Source organism: Paenibacillus sp. FSL R5-0378, assembly GCF_038009285.1.
Lineage (GTDB): Bacteria > Bacillota > Bacilli > Paenibacillales > Paenibacillaceae > Paenibacillus_AQ > Paenibacillus_AQ favisporus.
Window position 1 is genome coordinate 6,924,517 of sequence record NZ_JBBPAY010000001.1, and the last position, 21,787, is coordinate 6,946,303.

19 protein-coding genes are annotated in these 21,787 nt (G+C 54.4%); 8 read left to right on the forward strand and 11 right to left on the reverse strand.

Annotated features, from left to right (window positions below):
- Nucleotides 1–30 precede the first annotated feature (30 nt).
- The gene (locus tag MKY74_RS31925; protein WP_076173820.1) at nt 31–1,788 is read right to left on the reverse strand and encodes a glycoside hydrolase family 2 protein; all 1,758 of its coding nucleotides are present in this window, start codon (nt 1,786–1,788) and stop codon (nt 31–33) included.
- Between the two features lie 176 nt (nt 1,789–1,964).
- Between MKY74_RS31925 and MKY74_RS31930 the strand changes: the two genes are divergently transcribed.
- Nucleotides 1,965–2,879, forward strand: a complete 915-nt coding sequence (locus MKY74_RS31930; protein WP_076173821.1) for an ArsR/SmtB family transcription factor — start codon at nt 1,965–1,967, stop codon at nt 2,877–2,879.
- A 96-nt stretch (nt 2,880–2,975) separates the two neighbouring features.
- Here MKY74_RS31930 and MKY74_RS31935 read toward each other — a convergent pair whose 3' ends face one another.
- From MKY74_RS31935 to MKY74_RS31980, 10 genes are all read right to left on the reverse strand, one after another.
- Entirely contained in the window at nt 2,976–3,935 is a 960-nt protein-coding gene (locus tag MKY74_RS31935) for a glycoside hydrolase family 43 protein (protein WP_076173822.1), read from the reverse strand.
- 176 nt (nt 3,936–4,111) lie between these two features.
- Nucleotides 4,112–4,954, reverse strand: coding sequence for a helix-turn-helix transcriptional regulator (locus MKY74_RS31940; protein WP_279628497.1), 843 nt, complete (start codon nt 4,952–4,954; stop codon nt 4,112–4,114).
- Between the two features lie 82 nt (nt 4,955–5,036).
- Entirely contained in the window at nt 5,037–5,645 is a 609-nt protein-coding gene (locus MKY74_RS31945; RefSeq protein ID WP_076173824.1) for a hypothetical protein, read from the reverse strand.
- A 176-nt stretch (nt 5,646–5,821) separates the two neighbouring features.
- Nucleotides 5,822–7,378: a stage V sporulation protein B gene (gene spoVB / locus MKY74_RS31950; protein ID WP_076173825.1), complete on the reverse strand. Its 1,557-nt coding sequence runs from the start codon at nt 7,376–7,378 to the stop codon at nt 5,822–5,824.
- Between the two features lie 286 nt (nt 7,379–7,664).
- A complete protein-coding gene (locus MKY74_RS31955) occupies nt 7,665–8,306 on the reverse strand; it encodes a TetR/AcrR family transcriptional regulator (RefSeq protein ID WP_076173826.1) in 642 nt (213 codons plus the stop codon).
- 233 nt (nt 8,307–8,539) lie between these two features.
- Nucleotides 8,540–9,412 carry a MurR/RpiR family transcriptional regulator gene (locus tag MKY74_RS31960; RefSeq protein WP_244169382.1) on the reverse strand — a complete coding sequence of 291 codons (873 nt, stop codon included), beginning with the start codon at nt 9,410–9,412 and terminating at the stop codon, nt 8,540–8,542.
- Nucleotides 9,413–9,446: 34 nt separating this feature from the next.
- The gene (locus MKY74_RS31965; protein ID WP_076173828.1) at nt 9,447–10,211 is read right to left on the reverse strand and encodes a PHP-associated domain-containing protein; all 765 of its coding nucleotides are present in this window, start codon (nt 10,209–10,211) and stop codon (nt 9,447–9,449) included.
- Nucleotides 10,208–11,356 carry an ABC transporter ATP-binding protein gene (locus MKY74_RS31970; protein ID WP_076173829.1) on the reverse strand — a complete coding sequence of 383 codons (1,149 nt, stop codon included), beginning with the start codon at nt 11,354–11,356 and terminating at the stop codon, nt 10,208–10,210. The genes MKY74_RS31965 and MKY74_RS31970 overlap by 4 nt, the downstream gene beginning before the upstream one ends.
- A complete protein-coding gene (locus MKY74_RS31975) occupies nt 11,357–13,183 on the reverse strand; it encodes an ABC transporter permease (RefSeq protein ID WP_076173830.1) in 1,827 nt (608 codons plus the stop codon).
- 42 nt (nt 13,184–13,225) lie between these two features.
- Nucleotides 13,226–14,524: an ABC transporter substrate-binding protein gene (locus MKY74_RS31980; RefSeq protein ID WP_084204089.1), complete on the reverse strand. Its 1,299-nt coding sequence runs from the start codon at nt 14,522–14,524 to the stop codon at nt 13,226–13,228.
- A gap of 438 nt (nt 14,525–14,962) precedes the next feature.
- On the opposite strand from MKY74_RS31980, the gene MKY74_RS31985 reads away from it, so the two are divergent.
- The 7 genes from MKY74_RS31985 (at nt 14,963) to MKY74_RS32015 (ending at nt 21,741) form a co-directional block, all read left to right on the forward strand.
- Complete coding sequence (locus MKY74_RS31985) at nt 14,963–15,757, forward strand: DUF6492 family protein (protein ID WP_084204090.1); 795 nt, start codon at nt 14,963–14,965, stop codon at nt 15,755–15,757.
- Complete coding sequence (locus MKY74_RS31990; RefSeq protein WP_076173832.1) at nt 15,754–16,866, forward strand: glycosyltransferase family 4 protein; 1,113 nt, start codon at nt 15,754–15,756, stop codon at nt 16,864–16,866. Before MKY74_RS31985 ends, MKY74_RS31990 begins: the two co-directional genes overlap by 4 nt.
- Before the next feature lie 42 nt (nt 16,867–16,908).
- A complete protein-coding gene (locus MKY74_RS31995) occupies nt 16,909–18,249 on the forward strand; it encodes a sugar phosphate nucleotidyltransferase (RefSeq protein WP_076173833.1) in 1,341 nt (446 codons plus the stop codon).
- Nucleotides 18,250–18,359: 110 nt separating this feature from the next.
- Nucleotides 18,360–18,818, forward strand: coding sequence for a GyrI-like domain-containing protein (locus tag MKY74_RS32000; RefSeq protein ID WP_084204092.1), 459 nt, complete (start codon nt 18,360–18,362; stop codon nt 18,816–18,818).
- A 190-nt stretch (nt 18,819–19,008) separates the two neighbouring features.
- Nucleotides 19,009–20,184 (forward strand): sensor histidine kinase, encoded by a 1,176-nt coding sequence (locus MKY74_RS32005; protein ID WP_076173999.1) that lies wholly within the window; start codon nt 19,009–19,011, stop codon nt 20,182–20,184.
- Nucleotides 20,171–20,815, forward strand: a complete 645-nt coding sequence (locus MKY74_RS32010) for a response regulator (RefSeq protein WP_076173835.1) — start codon at nt 20,171–20,173, stop codon at nt 20,813–20,815. Before MKY74_RS32005 ends, MKY74_RS32010 begins: the two co-directional genes overlap by 14 nt.
- 83 nt (nt 20,816–20,898) lie before the next feature.
- Nucleotides 20,899–21,741 carry a CPBP family intramembrane glutamic endopeptidase gene (locus tag MKY74_RS32015; RefSeq protein ID WP_076173836.1) on the forward strand — a complete coding sequence of 281 codons (843 nt, stop codon included), beginning with the start codon at nt 20,899–20,901 and terminating at the stop codon, nt 21,739–21,741.
- Nucleotides 21,742–21,787 lie beyond the last annotated feature (46 nt).

Genomic DNA, 21,787 nt, shown 5'->3' on the forward strand with positions numbered 1-21,787 from the left:
TCAACTCGTACCGTCACCTTCACCTAACCCTTAATCTTCAATGGCCGCTTTGCGGGAATTGATGCGGCGAATTACTTCCGGATCAAACTTCTGACGTCTGTCGTAGGTGTACAGCCCGTTTACTTCCTGTTCCACGTCATACAGCTGGGTATAACAAAATCCGAACATCATCGGGTGCTCCAGCAGAGCGCTCGTCAGCCCTTCGTACCGCTGGAGAAACGCCTCCTCGGATGTCGGCCGGTCGCCGTAGCCCCAAGCCTTGTCGTCCTTCTGGTCGGGGTTCCACCAGATGCCGCCGTATTCGCTGATAAAATAAGGCTGCCCGCCGTACGTCTGCCGGTTCGGAAACGTGTTATACACCTCACCGCCCGTTTTCATCGGCTCGTATCTGGCCCGGAACGTCTCCGGATTTTGATCGTAATCGTGCAGGTCGAAAATATCCGTCACGACGTGGAAGTTGCCGCTGGTATCGATCACCGGGCGGGTCGGATCCAGCCGTTTCGTCGTCTCGTACACGATGCGCAGCACTTCGTTATCCTGCTTGGCGCCGTCCCGGTCCCACGTCTCATTGAACGGGCACCAGCCGATGATCGCCGGATGATTGTAATCCCGCTCCACACCTTCCAGCCATTCGGGCAAAAACCGCGACAAGCTTGCGGGAGTAGTAATGTCCAGCCCCCAGTTGGCATGCTCTCCCCAGACGAGGTACCCCAGCCGGTCGGCCCAATACAAGAAACGCGGTTCGAACATTTTCTCATGTAATCTGGCGCCGTTGAATCCGAGTCCCAGCGAAATCTCAATATCGTTCCGCAGATCCTCGTCCGTAGGTGCGGTATAGATGCCGTCCGGGTAAAAGCCTTGATCCAGCACGAGCCGCTGGAACACCGACTTTTCGTTGATCCGGAACGCCAGGCCGTCCAGCCGCACCGTCCGCAGGCCGAAATACGAATCAACCGCATCGGCATCGGCCTCCGGCAGGTCCGGCCGTTCGAGCGACAGCTTCAGGTCATACAGCCGGCCGTGGCCCGCCTCCCACAAATGGACTTCCGATACAGGCACGGTCACCTTGACGCATGGCCCTTGAACTACAGCCGTGGTCTCACCAACCTCCTTTCCTTCATAGAAGGCGGACGCCTTCAGCTGCGCTCCGGCGGTATTTCCGCTGACCTTCACTTCCAGGTGCACGCATGCATTCGCCGGATCTGCCACCACTTTCATGTCCGCGAGATACGTCTCAGGGACCTGCTCCAGCCATACGGTCTGCCAAATGCCCGTCGTGCGCGTGTAGTCGCAGCCATGCGAGTGGAAGCGCCCACTCTGCTTGCCGCGCGGCTGGCTTCCCGAGCGAACGTCATCCTCCGCATAGACAGTCACCACATTGGCGCCTTCCTTGACCTGCGGGGTAATATCGAAGCTGAACGAAGAGTACCCGCCGCGATGCGTGCCGACGGAGGTTCCGTTCACCCACACCTCGGTTTCGTAGTCGACCGCGCCGAAATGCAGCAGAATTCTGCCGCTGTTCCAATCCTCCGGCAAGGTGAATTCCCGCTTATACCACACGGCGGCCATGAAGTCTTTATATTCCACGCCGGACAGCTTGCTTTCCGGACAAAACGGAACATTGATCGTTCCTTCGAGCGCATGCTCCGGCTGGTGGTAGCCGCGCTCCTTCCCGCTCTTGCCGTGATCGATTTCGAACTGCCAAGGGCCGTTCAAATTCAGCCAGCGGTCCCGCACCCATTGCGGACGCGGGTATTCGGGACGGGGGATGCTGAGGTTTGATTCCATAGAATAGCTCCTTTTCGGGTTGATTTTTAGTTAACTAATTAGTTAATAATTAATCCTGAAATACTCACATAGATAGTAAAATACCCGTGATATTTAGTCAATAATTTTCTTGTTTAGTTAACCTTTTGGTTATACAATAGATAGACAACACCTATCAGACCGATTCGGAGGCATCTATGGAAATCAAGGTAAGCCAGGAAAATCTGCCGTTATTCGTTGCGCTGGCGTCGGATACGCGCATTCGTATGGTCGAAATGCTCAGCAAAGAAAACCTCAATATTAGGGAGATGGCGCAAAGGCTGAATCTCTCCTCCGCCATCGTCACCAAGCATGTTCAACAGCTGGAAGAAGCGGGCATTCTCCGTACGGAGATGACTGCGGGCAAGCGCGGTATGCAGAAGCAGTGCTCTCTTCGTCTGGAGAAGGCATCGCTGGTGTTCAAAACGGACGGCGTCCTGCCGTCCGAGCCGGATCAAGACGGCTATGACGTCGACATTCCCGTCGGCCAGTACTCCAGCTGCCAAGTCAAGCCCACCTGCGGACTGGCTTCCGAAACCAAGCTGATCGGCATGCGCGACGACCCGCGGTATTTCGCCGAACCGGAGCATGTCAAAGCCCAGCATATTTGGTTCGCCGCCGGCTATGTCGAATACCGGATTCCGAACTACGTCTCCGGCAAAAACAGCATCAGCGAGCTTCGCATCTCCCTGGAGATCGGCTCGGAAGCACCCGGCTACGCCGAAGATTGGCCGTCGGATATTACATTTCTGCTCAATGACGTTCCCGTGTGCGTCTGGACCTCTCCGGGCGACTTCGGCAGCGTACGCGGAAAGCTGAACCCTTCGTGGTGGGATCCCGGCAGCTCCCAGCACGGCCTGCTGAAAACGCTGCTGGTGACATCTTCCGGCACATATATGGACGGCGTGCGGATGTCGGATGTATCGATACAGGATATTCCGGTCCTGCCCAGAGAAGAAATCCGATTCCGTATTCTGTCGCCGGAGGATGCGCGGAACGCCGGCGGCGTCAGCTTGTTCGGCAGGCACTTCGGCAATTACGGGCAGGACATTCAAGTCCGAATCCGCTACTAAGCCAAAGGCTCAGGCCAAACGGTTCTGTTTGCAAGAACATGCCGCTTAGTCTGAGCCTTTTTTGATACCTTTTTCATATACTTGGCCTTCCTTCGATCATTCCTCTCCAGACGGCACAGGGAGATAATGCGTATCGCTCCAGGGAACGCCGAAATCGGGCGTACCGTCCGGATTCCAGCCGAACTTCTGTATGCGCGTCGAGCGGAGGCTCGTATCGGATCCGGGCGAAGGAAGGGCATGATAGACGATCCAGTCCTCCTGATCATCCGGAGACTTCGTAAAACTGTTATGGCCTGTTGCATATACTCCGTTTTCTACACTTTTGCGAAATACAGGCTGCATCGATTTTTGCCATGAAGACGGATCCAGCGGATCGGCATCCTCATTCATCGTGAGCATACCTAAGGCATAATCCTCAGACCACGTGGTGCTTGCCGAATACACCAGAAAAATCCGGCCGTTGCGATGCAGCGTGACGGGACCTTCATTAATGGCCATTCCGCCTTGCTTTTCCCACGAGAGTGTCGGGGCAGTGAGCAAATGATGTTCCCCTATTAATGTCCAAGGATTGGCCATTGGGGCAATGTATATCGCAGATCCATAATCGGGGAAGTTTCCGTAGCCGGCATACAGAAAATAGAGCTCGTTCCGCAAGGACATCACGGTGCCGTCCAACCCCGGGACAGGCGTCTCCAGCGCCCCTTTCCAGCTCCAATCGCCTTCCAGCGGATCAGCATTTTCGTTCTCCAGTACGCATATCCGGCGTGATTCATCGCCTCCCCCATCGTTCGCTGTATAGTAGATGTACCATTTGTGATCCAAATAATGTATTTCCGGCGCCCACAAATTGCAGCTGTAGGGACCTCCCGGTTCGGGCGTCCAGATGGTCTTCTTGCGCCCCCAGACCAATCCGGTCAAGCTGGAAGATTGGGTAAGCTCCAAGCGGCCTGACCTTGTTGCCATAAAGTAGTAGCTGCCATCCGTGTGCTTAAGCACCCAGGGATCGGCAGCGTTGGCTACGATGGGATTGCAAAACGTCTTCGTTTTGGTGGACATCTTCTCACTCCTTTTTTCCTGAACAAAGCAGTCATCAATCTAATTATCCCGTGCGATCCTATCGTAAACAATGTTGAAAGCGATTTACTCTTTGCGCATAAAAAGGAATTACCGAATCGTTTTCGACCGACGAAAAAGAGAACCGTCCTGGCGAACGGTCCTCATCATCATTCCATTCATGGATTCTGTTTGCGCCATTCCAGCGGAGTGACTCCAGTCGATTGGATAAAGAACTCATAAAACCGGCTGGATGAAGTAAACCCAACCTCAGAGGCAATCAAATCGATCGCCTTGCTCGTTTGCTGTAACAGCCGTTTAGCCTCCATCAAACGAAGGCTGATGATATATTGCTTGGGCGAGACGCCGACCGATTCCGTAAATTTCTTCCGAAGGTTGCTTTCGGACAGAAAATGACGCGCTGCCAGTTCGTTAACGGTAATGCGGGTATGATAGCTGCTGTGAATTTCTTTTAACACTTCTTCTATGACCCCGTGACGGATATCTGCTCCTGGCACCGCCGATTCGATGTTACGCTGGAATACCAGCAGTGCTGTCTCAAAAGCGATCCTCATCATGTTGTAGGAGTCGATCGTTTTCCTTTCGGAATTCCATTCTTTCTCCAACTGCAACAAACTGATTTCCACCCAGCGCGTATCGTCAGTGTCAAGATGGCTGCTCCGGATGCGCTGCGACTCACTCTCCGCTTCATGAAAGAGATACTGGCAGTGGACCGGAAGCTGATCATGGAAAAAATGAACGGAAACACCCTTCCAAGGTTTTGTACACACGAAGCCATGATGAAGCCCGGAAGGGATCAGGATCAGGTCTCCGGCAGCCACCTTGATATTTTGTTCGGAAGAGCTGTAGTATCCATCCCCTTCCAAAATAAGCGTTAACTCATCATATTCATGGGAATGCGACATAAAGAGGCCTTCACCTTGACTCGCCTGAAAGGTGTGAGGTTTAAAGCGCTCCATACTGACTACAAAACTCTTAACACGGTTTCCCAAAGTTAGCATCCTCTTTCCCTTGACGCTTCTTTCTCCCTTTCATTCTATGAAGTCCGCATCGCTCCGTCAATGATCCCGCTAAGCTGAAATTTCAATCCATCAGCGCAATGAGCCAAGCCCCGCTCGCTTTGTCCTTCAATAAAGAATAGGTCATGGCGCCTTGCTCTATCTCTTTATGGTTTATATTTCGATAAAAAGTAACGACCACTTGAATACGTTTCGAGTCTTCCTCATAAGAAATTTCATTGACTTCGGAGAACTCAAATTTCACTCCATCTCCGTCCATATAATCGAGCCAATCCATATTCGCCTTGATGTCATTCTCACTAAGCATATTTTGTTTGAATTTGGCTGCATCGTGATCAACAATGGCTTCCATATTATTTTGGACCTTCTCGGCTATATCCTGTGTAAAAAAGTCCTCCACGTGCTCCGATAATTCAAAAGAAACGCCCTCTTGGAAATTCTCCAGACTCGGTTTATCCTGACGAAAGTCTTTTTGATAAAGAAGCGCTTTGCTGCCTGTTTTGGCAAGGGAAGTAGGGGGAGTGGTGTTCGATTCATTGGCTTCCCCAGTGTTTTCTGCATGGTGAGTAACCGCTTCCCGGCTGACATCCACACGTTTCGGTTCTTGAACACATCCAGAAGCAGCAGCGATCGCTAGAATAGCAATGACATGAAGCCCCTTTTGAAACCTCATTGTAATCAACTCCAATTCACAGGCGGCATTTTTTCCTACTTATTCCAATATATCATATAAAAAAATGCACCCTCCAACCGGTCAAATGAGCAGAAAATCGCATCATTTGATCCTATGGAAAGATGCATATGAGAGTATACGACCCACTCTTCTGCAGAAGGTGGAAACCTGTTTCCTCAGGACACCGGAATCGTCGGCACCTTCGGCCGGCTGCGCAAAGCCCGGGTCGCCTGCAGGGTGATGGCATACACGAGCAGCGATACAAGAATGGCCCCAAGCAGCGCAGCCGTCGCCCCTAGCTGAACATGCTGCTCCAGGAATCGATGCGCGGCCAGCCCCGTCACCGTCATGACGACCCCTCCGATGCCCGCCTTGATCACCATGCGGAAGTCAAAATAAAAGCCGATCGAACCCGCCACCGCGTAGAAGTTGAGCATGGTCAGCATCAGGATGCCGAGCCCGAACCCGAGCGCCACGCCGCGGATTCCCAGGTTCGAACCGAGCACGAAGATCAGGCTGATCTCAAAAATGTTGGTCATGATATGGTTCCACATGACGGTGGATGCTTTGCCCAGTCCGAGCAGAATCGCTTTCAACGGCGCCTCAAAATAGTGGAGGAAAAACAGCGGTGCCAGCAGCTGCAGCAGCACGCCCGCTTCCGGCGAATGGTACACGACCGTCGTCAGCGGCACCGCCCACATATACAGGATCACGGTGCAGGGCACGCCGACCAGCAGCCCCGTGCGCATCGCCATGTCCATGCGGCTGTGCATGAGCCGGGTGTCGCCCTCCGCGCTGGCTTCGCTGATCGCCGGGATCAGCGCCGTCGACAGCGACTGTGTAAAAAAGCCGGGGAGGAACAGCAGCGGGATCGCGTACCCTGCGAGCATGCCGAACTGCTTCGTGGCCATCTCCACGCCAACACCGGCAAGAACGAGGCTCTTCGTAATGACGAGCGGCAGAAATGCATGATAGATCGAATGGATGAAGCCGCTGCCGGTCATCGGAAGGCCGATGCGCAGCAGATCCCGCAGCGTGCGGTCCCCCTTGAGCCGCACGCTCGGAACAAACCGCCGCTGCTCCTTCGATTTTCCCCGGTTCGCCCACTTGAACACGGAGAACAAATACAGCAGGCCGACGCCTTCGCCGATCACCGAGGCCCCCATGGCTCCGGCCGCCGCGTAGGCGATGCCATAAGGCAGCAGCATGTTGACGACGCCGATGATGACGATGATCTGCGCCACATTCTCCAGAATGTCGGATAAGGCGAGCGGGTTCATGTTCTGCCGGCCGCGGAAATACCCCTTCAGCACGGCAGACATGGCGATAATCGGGATGATCGGCGTAATCGCCACCATCGCATAATACGCCCGCTGGTCGGCCAGCACGATAGAAGCGATCCACTTGGAGCCGAACAACGCGGCCAGGGTCAGCACGACGCTGAGCGTCCCCGTTACCGACAGCGAGACGGCGAGAATCCGTTTAATCCTCGCCTCGTCCCCTTTGACTTCCGCCTCGGACACCAGCTTCGAAATCGCAACAGGCAGCCCGAGCTCGGTCATCGTAATAAACAGCGGAAGCAGCGGGTGGGCAATCATCAAGAGCCCTACCCCTTCCGCTCCCAGAAAACGCGCCAGCACAATGCCGTTCACAAACCCAAGCCCTTTGGTAAAAAAAGACGACAGGGTCAAAACGAACGTTCCACGGATAAAGCTTTGCTTGTTCAATCCCATTGGTCACATCCCACCCACTGTTTGTCCTGATCTCTCTTTTATTAGCGTATTCGGACAAGGGGCAATACATGCAGACAACCCTGACATCTTCGAATGCCTTTCCGGCTCTATGCAGCCAAAGAAAAACATAAAGGAAGCCAAATGGCGACGCATTTCTCGCCATTGACTTCCTTTGAAAGAGAGTATGAACTAAAGGTTTACTTGTAAGTTCACAGCAGTTCATTACATAGGGGACAGTTTACCAAAGGGACGGATACAGATTTTTTGTCTTGCTCTATATGACCTTTTAATACGATATTTTTTGGATCGTCTGCAGCAGCAGCTCTTCCATCTCATCATCATCCACGGAACCGAGCATGTCCGGGACGAACAGCTGGTATTTTTTCATCTTATAAAATTCAAACAGCGCCTGCTTCAACGAGAAGTCATGCCTCACAGCGAACGAAGGCTCTACCATCTGGCGGAGCATGAGATCGTCTTGTACAACAGACAAGGTGGAGTTAACCGGATGAAAAACATTCTTCTCCACGCCTGCCTCATAAAACCGGCGCAGATTCCGGTGCCGCTCCAGTTCCGCTGTGCTCAGCCTGTCATATAGAACCGGGTATACCGACTTGAGGTCCTCCAGCAAAATATCGGGCATGTACAGCACGCATTGCAAGGATTGGATATACAACATATGGAATCTCTTGCCCCATGAGAGCTCCTCGTCCTGCAATTGGACGTCGGCATTTTGCAGAAAGGCGATGCAATGATCCACAAACATTTCAATGATTTCGTCTTTGGATGAAAAATATTTGTACAGCGTCACTTTGCTGATATCCATATGGCGGGCCATGTCGTCCATATTGATGGTGCTGAACTTGCTTTTTCTCAACACCGGCTTGATTTTATCCAGGAACAAATTTTTGTTCTCTATCTTTTTCATGTTGTCCTCCGCTCCGAACGCTTAATACTCCTATTATATCATATTGAACTCCTTTCATTCCGTGCATTAGCTTATATGAAAAGAACTAAGTTAACGGTTTTTCAGAAAACCAGTTAAATTTAAGGCGATTGGATCCGTACCGTCGGCTCATCACACCACAGATCATACACGCCACAGATCATACCCTTAACACGTTTAACTTTTTACCGCACAAAAAAAGCTGCCAAGCGGCTCTAGACCCGCTTTGGCAGCAATTTCTGATATCTGCGCCGCAGCTCGTGCAGCTCCTCGCTTCCCGCAACCGCCTGCTCCTCCATCTGCTTGCCGACCGCCACGATCAGCGTCTCGAGCAAGGCCACCGGCGCCACCATGGAGTGGAACTCCCACAGTTGACCGCGTGCGGTGTACAGGGTCACGTCAGCCTTCTCCAGCATGCCGCTGACCGCCAGATCGGTGACGAGCAGCGTGCGGTAGCCCTTCACCTTGGCGTGGTCCAGCAGCACCGACAGCTCCGGCGACTCGGACACGAAGCCGAAGATGACGATCACGTCCTGCGGCTGCACATGCACCAGCAGGTTAAACAGCTCGTGCCCGCCCCGATCGAGCCGCTTGACCCGCATGCCGAACCGCGTCAGCCGGAAATCGGTCAGCGCGGCCAGGCTCTCCGCGGAGCCGGGGCCGTAGATGTACACGGTCCCCGCGTCGCGCAACAGCGACGCCGCCCGGTCGAACGCCTCCTGGCTGAGCCGGTCGGCCGTCTGCTGCAAATAATCCGCGCCGACGAGCAAGCTCGCGGCGGCGTCGTTTTCGTTCATTTTCGAAAACGCCGATTGCAGCTTCTGCGAGGGGGACAGCAGCATTTCGTCCTTCACCTTCTGCTTGAATTCCTTCAGGTTTCGGCATCCCACCTCGGACCAGAACCGCGACACCGTCGACGTGCTGACCTGGCAGGCGGCGGCGATGTCTTCCTCCACCATAAACGGGATGTCTTCCATGTGCTTGCTGATATAATCCGCGATCCGCTGGTGTCCGCGGGACAGCTTATGGCCTTCCAGTGCAAGGTTCAATAGTTCTTGCCACCTCTCTATAGCGGGATGAATGATCAACGGCCTTAACGATACAGGGAATGAACCGTTAACGTTACACGGGTTCCACTTCGACCTTCTTCTTCAATAGCTTCTTCACTGCGCCTGCCGCGCGCACCTGCAAGTGCAAGCTCGGAGAGATGACCCGTTTGCAGGCCCCCGCCCGGATAGCCGCCTTCAGCTCGGCGACGGTCTCATAATCGCCCGGCAGGACATTGTAGACGCAGCCGACCTGGAACATCTGGTGGGCATCGCTGCCCGCTACGACCGGCACGCCCAGCTCCGCGCCAAGCGGCAGCACCAGGGCGATATTTTCCTGAATGCCGATCTCATGCAGGTCCTTGCCGTTCAGGTCGAACGCGTCGAACCGGCGCAGCAGCTCGCGGTCCACATGGTACAAATGGTTGGACTCCCGGAACGGGTGGCCGCCGATCACCATCATGCCCCGCGGCTCGCACAGCTCGAACAGCTCGGCCAGCCCGATGAATGAACCGGCTGCGGTGTGCGGCTCAAGCAGGGCGCGGATTTCGAGCAGGGCGTCCTTGGGTCCGGAGACGAGAATATGTCCGCCTTCGGCTACGTCCACTTCCATGCCTGTAAAGATTTTAAACCCGTCGCGGTCGTAGTAGTGGTTGTTGCCCGGCAGCATCCGGTCAAGCGTCCCGTAGACCTCGTCGAAGCGGCGCGTATTGAAATGCTCGGTCAGCGTGATCGCCTGCAGCCCCTGATCGCGGGCTTCATCCAGCATCTCGTTGAAGTGGTCCATGGAGAAATCGGTCTTCTTGGACAATTTAACATGAAAGTGAAAGTCAATATTCATCGGTGTATTTCCTCCAATATGGGTGTAATGGTCGTCACGCCGGTCTCCAGGCGTCTGCCCGTCTCCCGGTCGTACAAGTTGATGCGTTCTTCGCGGAAGGACGCGTACAGCATGCGTCCCGGCGCGTAATCCGGGTCGCCGATGACGCGCGCGCCCAGCTTCTCCTGGCCGTAGGCGACCCTCACCAGCGTCTCGCCGCCGGCGGGCAGCACGTCCTCCACCTTCACCGGGATGGAACCTGCGGTGCGGGTCTCGTGCAGCACGACGTCTTCCGGCCTCACCGTCAGGACGACCGCTGCCGCTTCTTCCGCTCCGTCGTCCATTCCCGCAAGCCGGAAGCTTCCGAGCGCCGTGCTGACGGTGCATTCGCCTCCGCTCGTGCGGCACATTCCTTCCACCCGGTTCAGCGGATGGTCCGAGCTGCCCATGAAATCCGCCACCTGCAGCGTCCGCGGATGGCGGTACAGCTCGCGCGGCGTATCCGCCTGCACCAGCTCGCCGCCGAAAAACACCGCGACCTTCGTCGACAGCGTGATCGCCTCATGCTGGTCATGCGTCACGTAGATGATCGTCGTGCCCAGCTCGCGGTGCAGCCGCTTCAGCTCAGCACGCATCTCCGTCCGCAGCTTGGCGTCCAGGTTCGAGAGCGGCTCGTCGAGCAGCAGAATCGACGGGGATGTCACGATCGCCCGGGCGATCGCCACCCGCTGCTGCTGCCCGCCGGACAGCTCGCCGGGATAGCGGTCCGCCAGCTCCGGGATGCGCATTTTGTCCAGCGCCGCCATGACGCTCTTGCGGATCCCGGCCTTCGGCTGTTTGCGCACCTGCAGGCCAAAGGCCACGTTGTCAAAGACGGTCATATGCGGCCAGAGCGCATAGCTCTGAAACACCAGGCTCACGCCCCGCTTGGCGGGATCCAGATGGTAAGCCAGATTGCCGTCGGCCACCTTGTTCCCGGAGATGACGACGGTTCCTTCGTTCAGTTTCTGCAGGCCGGCGATCGTGCGGAGCAGGGTCGTCTTGCCGCAGCCCGACGGGCCGAGAAGCGTCACAAAGTCCCCCTCCTCGACGGTCAGGTCGATGCCCTTCAAAATATGCTTTTGCTGCACATGCACATGAATCTGCCGCAGTTCAATCGCGTTCATTCATTGCCCTCCCAATCCTTTGGTCAAATCGGCCTTCCCGAACTTCACCGCCAGGGCGTAGACCGCCACGACAATCGCGATAATGATCATCAGCACGACGTTGGTGAGCTGGTCATACCCTTTTTCCACATAATAAAAGGTGAGCGTCGTCAGCGTCTCCGTCCGCGGTGTTACGAGCATGATGATCAGCTCCATCTCCTTCATCGCCCCGATGAACACGAGGATGAAGGCGGACAGCAGGCTCTTGCGGCTGAGCGGCAGCAGCAGGCGCCGGAAGCGCGTGAACCAGGAGGCACCGCCGATCAAGGCCGCTTCCTCGAGTTCCGGGCCGATCTGCATCATGGCGGCGCCGCCCGCCTTGACGGTAAAGGGCAGCTCTTTGACCACCGTGATCAGAATAATGATCGTAATGGTGCCGTACAGCGCCGGAATGAACAGCACCGGCTTTGCAAACATTGTAATATAAATCGCCGCGAGCGAGATGCCCGGGATAAAATACGGGAAAAACGACAGCTGATCGACGAGCCTGCCCATGGCCGTGTTTTTGCCGCGGGCCACCGCGTAACCGAACAGAAGACCGATAACCGCAGCCGCGACCGAGGCGATGCCGGCGATGATCAGCGAATTTTTCAGCGCGAGCAGGAAAATCGGGTTCTGCAGCACGCCCTTCTCCCCGGTGTTAATGTCCGGATCCGAGCCCCCCGTCCAGTAATGAAGCGTAAAGTTGTCCGGGCTGAGCGAGCCGTCCTTCAGCAGGAACGTCTGCAGCAGCAGCACGATAAAGGGTACGACTGCAATCAATGCCATGCCGGCCACCGTTACCGCCGCTGCCGGAAGCCGCCATTTGCCGAGCGGCACATGCGTCACCGCGCTGCCCTTGCCCGTCACTGTCACATAGCTGCGCCGGCCGCCAAGCAGGCGCTGGTTGAAATAGATCGCCAGCATGGTGATCAGCATCAGCGTCAGTGACAGCACGTTCGCCTCGGTCGTCAGCCGCGACCGCATGCTGGAGTACAGCATCGTCGAAATCATGTAGAAATTCACCGGGGTGCCGAGCAGCGCGGGCACGCCATAGGAACTGACCGCTTTCGTAAAGATCAGGATGAATCCCGACAGCACCGACGGCAGCATCAGCGGAAACACGATCCGGCGCAGCACTTGCATCCGCCCCGCGCCGGCCATTTCGGCCGCCTCTTCCAGCTGGCTGTTCATCGAGCTGAGCGCCGCGCCCACGAGCAGGAAGAAATACACGCTGTCGTGGATCGACAGGGTCAGCACGATCGGCACGAAGCCGTACGCCAGCCAGTCCGGCGGCGTCACATGCAGCACCGACTGCAGAATGCCGGGCGTGCCGCCGATTTTGCTATTTTTGAAAAAGGTCAGCCACGCCTGGGACAGCATCCATGACGGCAGCAGGTACGGGATGATCGCCAGAAACGTAATCGTCTTCTTGAGCGGAACGTCCGTCCTCGTCACGAGCCAGGCAAGCCCGCAGCCGAACACCATGGACAGCGCCGAGACGGTCACCCCCACCGCCAGTGCGTTCAGCACGGGCTTGTAGAAGAGGGACCAGCTCATATCGCTTGCCAGCACGCGGCTCCAGTGGTACAGCGTCAGGTGCCCCGGGTCCGCCGCGGGCGTAAGCCGGGCGTCCTGGGTTCTCCATACGAACGTCGACCAGATCAGATTCAAAACCGGCCAGACGATGGTATACGCCAGAAACAGAAGGGCCGCCGCCCCGATCAGGTACAGCGGATTCCGCAGCGCGTCCCGGCACCGGTTCAGCCACCTTGCTTGCCATGTATTCAGCACGGGCTTATGCAGCATCCCGTTTCCCTCCTGTTTGTGTCATTTCGGTCTTTTGGTCCGTCATTTCTGCTTGATCCAGAAGTCGCGGACCTTCGGCGCCTCGAAGTACAGCTTCTCCCCGTCAAACACCCACAGGTTCAAATCCTCGAAGGCCACCTCGTTTTTGGTCTTGACGTCGGAGCGCGGCACCCAGGAGCCCACTTCATTGAACGGCGCCATGCCTTCGCCCTGGCCGTCCTTCTCGCCCATCATCCAGCGGATGAACAGCTTAGCCCCCGCCGGATGCGGCGCTTTGTTCGCGAGGAACAGGTAGCCCGAATCGGGTACCGACGTCTTCGGCTTAATGTCATAGATCGGCAGGATGCTCCAGCCTTTCTCCTCAACCTTGGATACGTCGCCGGATACCGCCAGCCCGACCGCGTCGCTGTTTGCCTTGCCAATCGCATCCAGCACATCGTCGCTTCCTTTTAACACGACCAGCCCGTTGTTGAACAGCTGCTGAATGAACTCGTACCCCGCGTTCTCCGTGCCGTGCAGCTCGATGTCCTTGCCGAACTTCTCCTTGTACGCCGCCGCCATATCGTCGCTGTGGATGACCATCGTCGTAAACAGGTCCATGAATGCCGGCGAGCTGAGCGGATCGGCCGTATAGACCTTGCCTTTGAATTCCGGGGTAGTCAGGTCCCACCAGTTCGTCACCGGCGCTGACTTATAATGCTCGGTATTGTAGAAAATCGTGCGGAACTCCAGGTAGTTGGCATATCCTTCGGCCTGCGTGCGGTACGGCTCGTCCACCTTCTCCGCCAGATCCTCCGGCAGGTACTTGACGTACCGTCCCGGCTTCACCATCTCCTCCTCGACAGCCCCGCTCACTTCCTTCGTGATGATCACGTCCGGGTTGAACTGCCCGGCGTCCTGCTCCTTCGTCACCTTGTCCATCATCTCATCGGACTTGACTTTGCTTACCTCAATCTTGATGCCAGGGTACTGCTTCATGAACGTCTCCGCGGCGTCGTTGGCGCGTCCCGATGTCGAGTAGACGATGACCTTGCCTTCCTTCTTGGCCTGCTCGTACAGCGCTTCCGGCGTTTCGCTGCCGGACGCCTCTGCCGTATCCGTGCTCTGCACCGTCCCCGCCGGCTTGGCCGATGCGTCTGAGCCGCCCGCCGTGCCGCCTTCTCCCTGCCCGCATGCGGTCAGCAGCAGGGCTGTGCCCAAGATGAGCGCCACCGCTTTGCCTGGCCAGGACCAGGGGGTCCGTTTTCCTTTGGGCGCATATGTATCCCGTACGATCTCCGTTTTTCCGTTGGCATGTACCGTCAAGATGGTCCTCTCGTTTCCGTTTCCTTTTGACCTCATATCCCGTGGCCTCCCCATCGTTCATTCAGAATTAGTGAAGCGTGATTGGTATCCGGATGTTTCGCTTGCCTCTTCACTATAGGGATGTAGTGTCAACGGAATGTTAGGCGGACGTGCGATTTCGGTAAAAAATTATCAATAACTTAAAACAAGATAAAAAACTTTCATTTTCCCCATGATGCCGATTCCTTTCTGAAGTGGTCCAAGTTTCCTCAGCCTTCTCCTGCGATCGGCATGCCCAAGGCGCCCTTCGGTCTTCTTGTATCCTATGCTTTTGATCTATAAAAATCATTTTCATAGCCGTGACTGCGAACCCCCATGTTTGCTCCAATGCGGCAAATCCCTTGATTATTGTGCGTTTTATAATCTCTCTATGCCCATTCCCTTTCTCTCTTCCAGCATATGATACTCATACATTTGATATTTGGAGATGAGCAGATGACAACCCCCATTGATGTGTTCATTCCGGCGATTGAGAAGGACTTGGCTACCCTCCCCCATGTCATTGACGCCGTCAGAAAATATGTACGGCACCCGATTCACGAAATTATCATCGTGGCCCCCCGGAAGCAGCGGATTGTGGATTTATGTACGAAAAAGGGCTGCCGATTCGTGAACGAAGACACGGTTCTGCCCATTACGAAAAAGGACATACACTACCAGTCCAAAACATGGGACCGGTCCGGTTGGTTGTACCAGCAGCTGCTGAAGCTGGGCGGCGATAAGGTATGCTCATCCAAATACTATTTGGTGATCGACGCCGATACTGTGCTCATTCGCCCCCATACGTTCAAGACGGGCGACAAGACCGTGTTTTACTGCCGGAACTGGAGCCAGCCCGAATATTTCAACACGTACAAGAAGCTGATGGGCAAAAGCCGCGCTTCCAAGCGCTCCTTCGTCACGCATTACATGCTGTTCGAGAAGGCCAAAGTCAAACATTTAAAGCAGGCAATCGAGTCCAAACATAACACGAGCTGGTACTCCGCCATTATAAGAAGCATGAACAAATCGAAGCAGTTTGCTTTTTCCGAGTTTGAAACATACGGCAACTTCCTGTATTCATCAGAGCCGGGCAGAATGGTGCTGAAACAGGCCAACAACAAAAGTCTGCATACGAGCTTTTCCCAAATCTCGCCTTCCAAAATGTCGTCCCTGCAGCAAAAATACCGGTCTGTTTCTTTTCACGAACGAAAAGGGTATTCGAAAGCTTCCAAGGTGAGACCGAAATGAAGCCCTATGTCGTTGTCTGGAAAGGCCCCGTCCACAAAGCCAGCGGTCTTGGCCGTGCCAGCAGAGCCTATGCCAAATCCTTGAAGCGGCAAGGGGTCGCCGTCCGGTTAAGTCCGCCAGACCACCGCAAGCCAAACGCCGCCCAAGTCAAAAAGGTTCTCATATACCACCACATTCCCAGCCGCATGCAGTGGAAAAAAGAGCGAAGCACGTATGACTTCATCCTGTTGAATACCGTTTGGGAAACAAGCAGGCTCCCCAGAAGCTGGCTGCCCCATATGAACAAATTCGATGCCGTGTGCGTGCCGTCCCAGCATAATCGGCGGGTTCTCAGGAACTGCGGCGTCACCGTCCCGATTTTCGTCGTTCCCCATGGGGTGGACGCCAGGGAGTTTCATCCGAACTATCCAAAGCTATCGTTGCCGGCAGCCGCCGGGAAGTTTACGTTCGTATCCGTCTTCGGCTTTCAGCACCGCAAAAACCCGGAGGGACTGCTGCGGGCGTATTGGGAAGAGTTCTCTTCCAAAGATAACGTCATCCTGGTCATCAAAACGAATGGATATGCGGCCAATGAGACGGAGGCGTGGATTAAGCAGCAGGTCATGCGTTACAAAAAGAGGCTGGGCATTCAAAAGGATACGGCCCCTGTCGTCATCATCGGCCGCCATATGAGTGAAAGCCAGCTGAAAGGCCTGTATGCGCTCGGCGATGCCTTCGTCCTCCCTACCCGTGGCGAGGGAGTCGGGCTGCCTTATTTAGAAGCGCTGGCAAGCGGCATACCGGTCATCGCCACCGGCTGGGGCGGGCAGATGGATTTCCTCACGCCCCGCAACTCCTTCCTGGTTCCGTATCAGCTCAAGAGCCCGGCGAGCAGCATGAGCCGCGCCATTTCCAGAAGGTTCAGCAACCTGTTTGCGCAGAAGGGCCAGCGATGGGCCGAGCCGGATTTAAGCAGCCTCAAAAGGCTCATGAGGCAAGCGTACGAAAATCCCCGGTTGTGTAGACAGAAAGGAAGCCAGGGTCGAAAAGATATGCTCCAGCTGTCGTGGGACCAAGCCGGAATGCTCATGAAACAGGCAATTGAAGAGACGATGCGTTCCAAGAAATAAAGATGAAGGGTGATGGTTCCCCAAGGAAGGAGGATGAGAAACTTGCGTATTGTACTGTTGTGCGGGGGATCGGGAAAAAGGCTGTGGCCTTTATCCAACGATATACGCTCCAAGGTATTCTTACGGCTGCTGACCACTGAAGACGGGATCAAGGAGTCGATGATCGAACGGATCTGCAGACAGCTGGACGAGGCAGGGCTGCTCCAATCCACCTGTATCGTCACCCATCACAGTCAAGCAGAGATTACGCGCCGCTATGTCGGCGACAATATCCCGATCATCAGCGAGCCTTTTAAAAGAGGCACATTCACGGCCGTCGCATTGGCCGCCAGTTATCTTCATGAAAAGCTGCAGGCCGATCCGGACGAAACCATTTGCATCCTTCCGGCGGATACGTACGTCGACACCGCATTCTTCCGGCTGCTGCACCGGTTTCCCGACGTCTTGGGACGCTCCAAGGCGGAACTTGCTCTCCTCGGCACAAAGCCGGTGCAGCCTTCGGATCAGTTCGGCTATATCGTCCCGGCTCTGCCCAAGGCGGACGGCGAGTATGCTTTCGTCCAGCGGTTTATCGAAAAGCCAAATACACGCACGGCCCGCCGCCTCATGGCGCATCAGGCGATGTGGAACTGCGGCGTCTTCGCCTTTCCCTTGAGGTTCATGCTGACCTATTTGAAGGACAAGGGCCACCCTGTCCGGATCGCGGAATGGCTGGCAAAATACGAACAGCTCCCCGAAGCCAGCTTCGACCGGGAAGTCGTCGAGACGACCCTCCCTGTCGTAGCCATGGAGTACGGAGGGCACTGGACCGATCTGGGCAGCTGGATGGCGCTTACCGGCCATATGAACGATCGAGTGATCGGACTCGGGCACATATCGGACGATTCCGCGGATACCCATCTCATCAACGAGCTCCCTTATCCTATTGAAATTATCGGCGTACCAGGTATCATTGCCGCGGCCAGCACCGACGGCATCCTGATCGCAAGCAAGGAGCATGCGCATCGGATCAAGGAACGGCTTGCCCTGGCGCCTCAGATCCCGATGTACGAAGAGAAACGGTGGGGCACCTGCCGGATCCTGAGTTACGGGAAAGATGCATCCGGCGTGGAGACGATGATCAAGCAGGTGCGACTTGCCGCCGGCAAGTCTACTAGCTATCACGTTCATCACCGCCGGCAAGAATTGTTGACCGTGGTGACGGGCAGCGCAGAAGTGATCTTGGAGGAGCAGCGGTACCGCCTGAACGCCGGCGACGTGCTGAAAATCCCGTCCGGCGCCAAGCATGGCATCAAGGCCATTACTCCTCTGGAGCTGGTGGAAGTCCTGCTCGGCTCCGATCTTGCTCAGGAGGATATCACCCGCATTGCTGTGGACTGGTAAACGGCGTTTCGGTCCAAAATGTCGTAAATTTGCAGTAGGAATTGTGACCGGCCGAGCCGAAGTAGTCATCGATCGAACATAATTCCGCGAATAGCGGAAAGAGGAGGCCGATGATGGAGCCGATGGTGGAGCCTGTGATCAAGACGGAAAGAAAGGCGTTTACCTTGTTCGGATGTTCCAAAACTCATGATCCGGGCAAGCCGTACAGTGAGACGATTTTCGAATTGTTTGACCAGGTCTGGCATGAAGTACGCAGCAAAGAACTCGCTCACAGGGGGATCAATCACGTCGTCTATGAGCAGGGAAACATGGTGTTTGCGGGAATCGAGCTGGTGACACCGCCTGAGGAAAATTCCGTCTTGAAGAAGAAGGACGTCGTGCTCGAAAAATACGCCTACGGCAAGCACATCGGGCCTTACAGCGAATTGGACGCAACGTACCGGCGTATTGATGCGCTTCTCCAAGCCGCAGGAGAACACAAAGAGCTTCCCCTGATTGAGGTGTATGGCCACTGGAACGAGGATGAGTCCAAGCTGGAGACGGAAATTTACCACAACCTCATTGGATAGATCCCTGTGTGCAATGAGGCCGTGCAAGTTTCTAGTTCGTTAGGATAATATGATTAATCTTAGGAGCAGTTTGTCTACTGCTCCTTTTGCTATATAAAAGTTCGGCAAGAACATGGTTCTATTGCTGTTTTTGGTCAACTTCCTTGTAATTTTCATGCAAGTTTTTTTAGATTTCCTGTATGATGATGCTATGAAAAAAATATTATCTTTCATGGATTGGGGTATATTCGCTCTTCGTTTATACCATTATATTTTGCTGTTGTCCCGGGTTCTGGCAGTAAGCGAGTTTTCGAACCGGACGTTACTAAACGTGATCTGGCTGAGCATAGCCCTTGTCGCCCCTTTGCTGTTCTGGTTTCCCGGGCGCCGGATGAACAAAGTCTGGTTTTGCATATTAGAGCTATTGCTTGGCGGTTCTTATTATGTGAATTCGGTCATTCATCCGGACCTGACTTCAAAAGCGGACTATTTGCTGCCGAGTCTGACCATCGGGTACTTATTAACCAAGCAAACCCTTTGGATCATTCCCTTACTTGTTTTCATTCCTTTCTCCTTCCAGTCCTCCCTAAAATTATCTTGGGAGCAAACCCTGGGTATCGGAACAGACAATCTGCTGTTCTGCTTTATCGGCATGTGGGCAAGCTCCGTAGCCAATGCGTATGATCAGAAGAATAAATTGGCAGCCGAAGTGGAGCATCAAAACAAGCTCTTAACTCACTACTCCGCCGAGATCGAGAAAATGACTTTGCTTGAAGAACGCAACCGCATGTCCAAGGAGCTTCATGATACACTGGGGCATTCCTTTGTTTCACTCATCCTCAGCCTTGATGCTTCTATTGCCCTGATGGATAGCAAGCCTGCCGAGGCCAAAGACCGGTTAATTCGCTTAAGAGCATTGGCTGAGAACAATCTGGACGAAATGAGAAACGTCGTGCACGAAATGGGGGAAGAAGAGGAATCCAGTCTGATCCGGCAGGTCGAATCCCTCGCAGCCCGTTTCCGGGAGCATACGGGTACGGCTCTGACTTTAAGTCTGCCGGGGACAGAGCGGTCCATACGTTTTGATGTACGGCAAGCGATCCTTCGGGTCATCCAGGAATCCTTTACGAATGCACTAAAACATGGAAAGGCAACCCAACTGCATCTGGAGCTTACTTTTTCCGAGAGCCATCTGCAATTGTCCGTTCGAAATAACGGCACGCCGATCGACAAGCTGGATTATGGCTTCGGCTTGACCACGATGAAGCATCGGGTTGAGCGGTTGGGAGGCAGCTTACAGATAGCATCTGGGGAGGGTACTCCTGTGATCACCGAAGTCAGATGCGAAATCCCGCTGAAAGGAGTCATGCCGCATGGAGAATATTAAAGTGCTGCTTGCTGATGATCAAGAGTTAATTCTCGAGAGCTTACATATCGTGCTGTCCATGGAACCGGATCTGGAAATTGTCGGTTTAGCCAAGAATGGGAAAGAAGCCGTAGAGGGCTGCGAGCAGTTTAAGCCGGATATGGTATTGATGGATGTCAACATGCCGGGCATGGACGGCGTCGCCGCAACAGCCCTGATTAAAGAGCGAATGCCTGCAACCAAAATCATCATGCTGACCTCTTATAAGGAAGTAGAATATGTGTTAGCGGCGTTAAGTCACGGAGCGGAAGGTTATCTGCTCAAAGCCATTCATCCAAAAGATTTAGCTGCAGGCATACGGGTGGTTCAGGCGGGAGGGACTTTAATTTCACAGGAAATGGCGAGTAAAATGATCAAGAACATGAACAGTGCCACCCCTGCGAAACATAATGAATTCGGGCTCACTGCCCGTGAAATCGAAGTGCTGCATAAGCTGGCTGCCGGCCTGCGTAATCAGGAAATTGCCGAGGCATTGTTTCTTAGCGAAGGGACGGTCAAAAATTATATCTCAACAATTTATTCAAAGCTTAATGTGAAAGGACGCCGGGAGGCCGCCCGGAAAGCCCGGGATTCGGGAATGATGGATCGTTAAATGATGACCAAACGGCACTGTCTCTTTATGACTTTTTCATCCTATACTCAGAGCATCAAACAACAGAGGTGGCGATGTAAGACATGAAGAACAAAGTGTCATTTTGGCGTTTTCCAATCGTCTGGATGATTGCGGGGGCTATGGGTATTGTTCTCATAAATATGATATTCCAGCAATTGACAGAGCAAGGAGAGGGGATCGTCTCTCTTATTTTCACACTGGTGATGGGATTTCTGGCCCTCTTGGTTTATAAGCTCACGCTGACATACCTGGCCCGGCGGCCCACACCAGAGATATCAAGAAAGCGCGCAGGGATTGAAAGTGTCCTAGGCATGCTAACCGGGACCATCTTTATCGCAGGGTCCGCTTTTATGATTATTGCTCTGGGAGGTTACTCCTTTCAGTGGGCAAGTTCTGCGGATACGAGTTCCGTTCTAATAGCCTCCATTGAATCAGCTTTAGGAGGAGCCATTGTCGAGGAACTTATCTTTCGCGGACTTATGCTTCAAGCCATTGATCAATTGGGGGGGAAACCACTCGCACTCGCAGTAACCTCTCTATTCTTTGGAATTGCTCATCTTGGAAATCCAGGGGCGACATTATGGAGTGGGTTCGCCATAGCCCTCGAAGCAGGTGTTCTCCTTGGATCCGCCTTCTTATGGCGGCGGAACTTGTGGTTTGCCATAGGACTGCATTTTGCTTGGAATGCTATTGAAGGCCTGCTTGGCATTCCTGTCTCTGGACACCCTGCTACCGGTCTGTTTACTGTAAAGGTGCACGGTGCCGCACTTCTCACAGGGGGCAACTTTGGACTTGAGACCTCTATTGTTCCGGTTGTAATCAGTCTTCTGATCTCCATTCCTATGCTCATCGGGGCTGCACGGAATCAAAGGGTTGACGTCGGAAACCTTCCTGTACCAAAGTAAACGACCGACCATGTCCTCTAAAATAAATTTCAGATCCAGCTTGGTG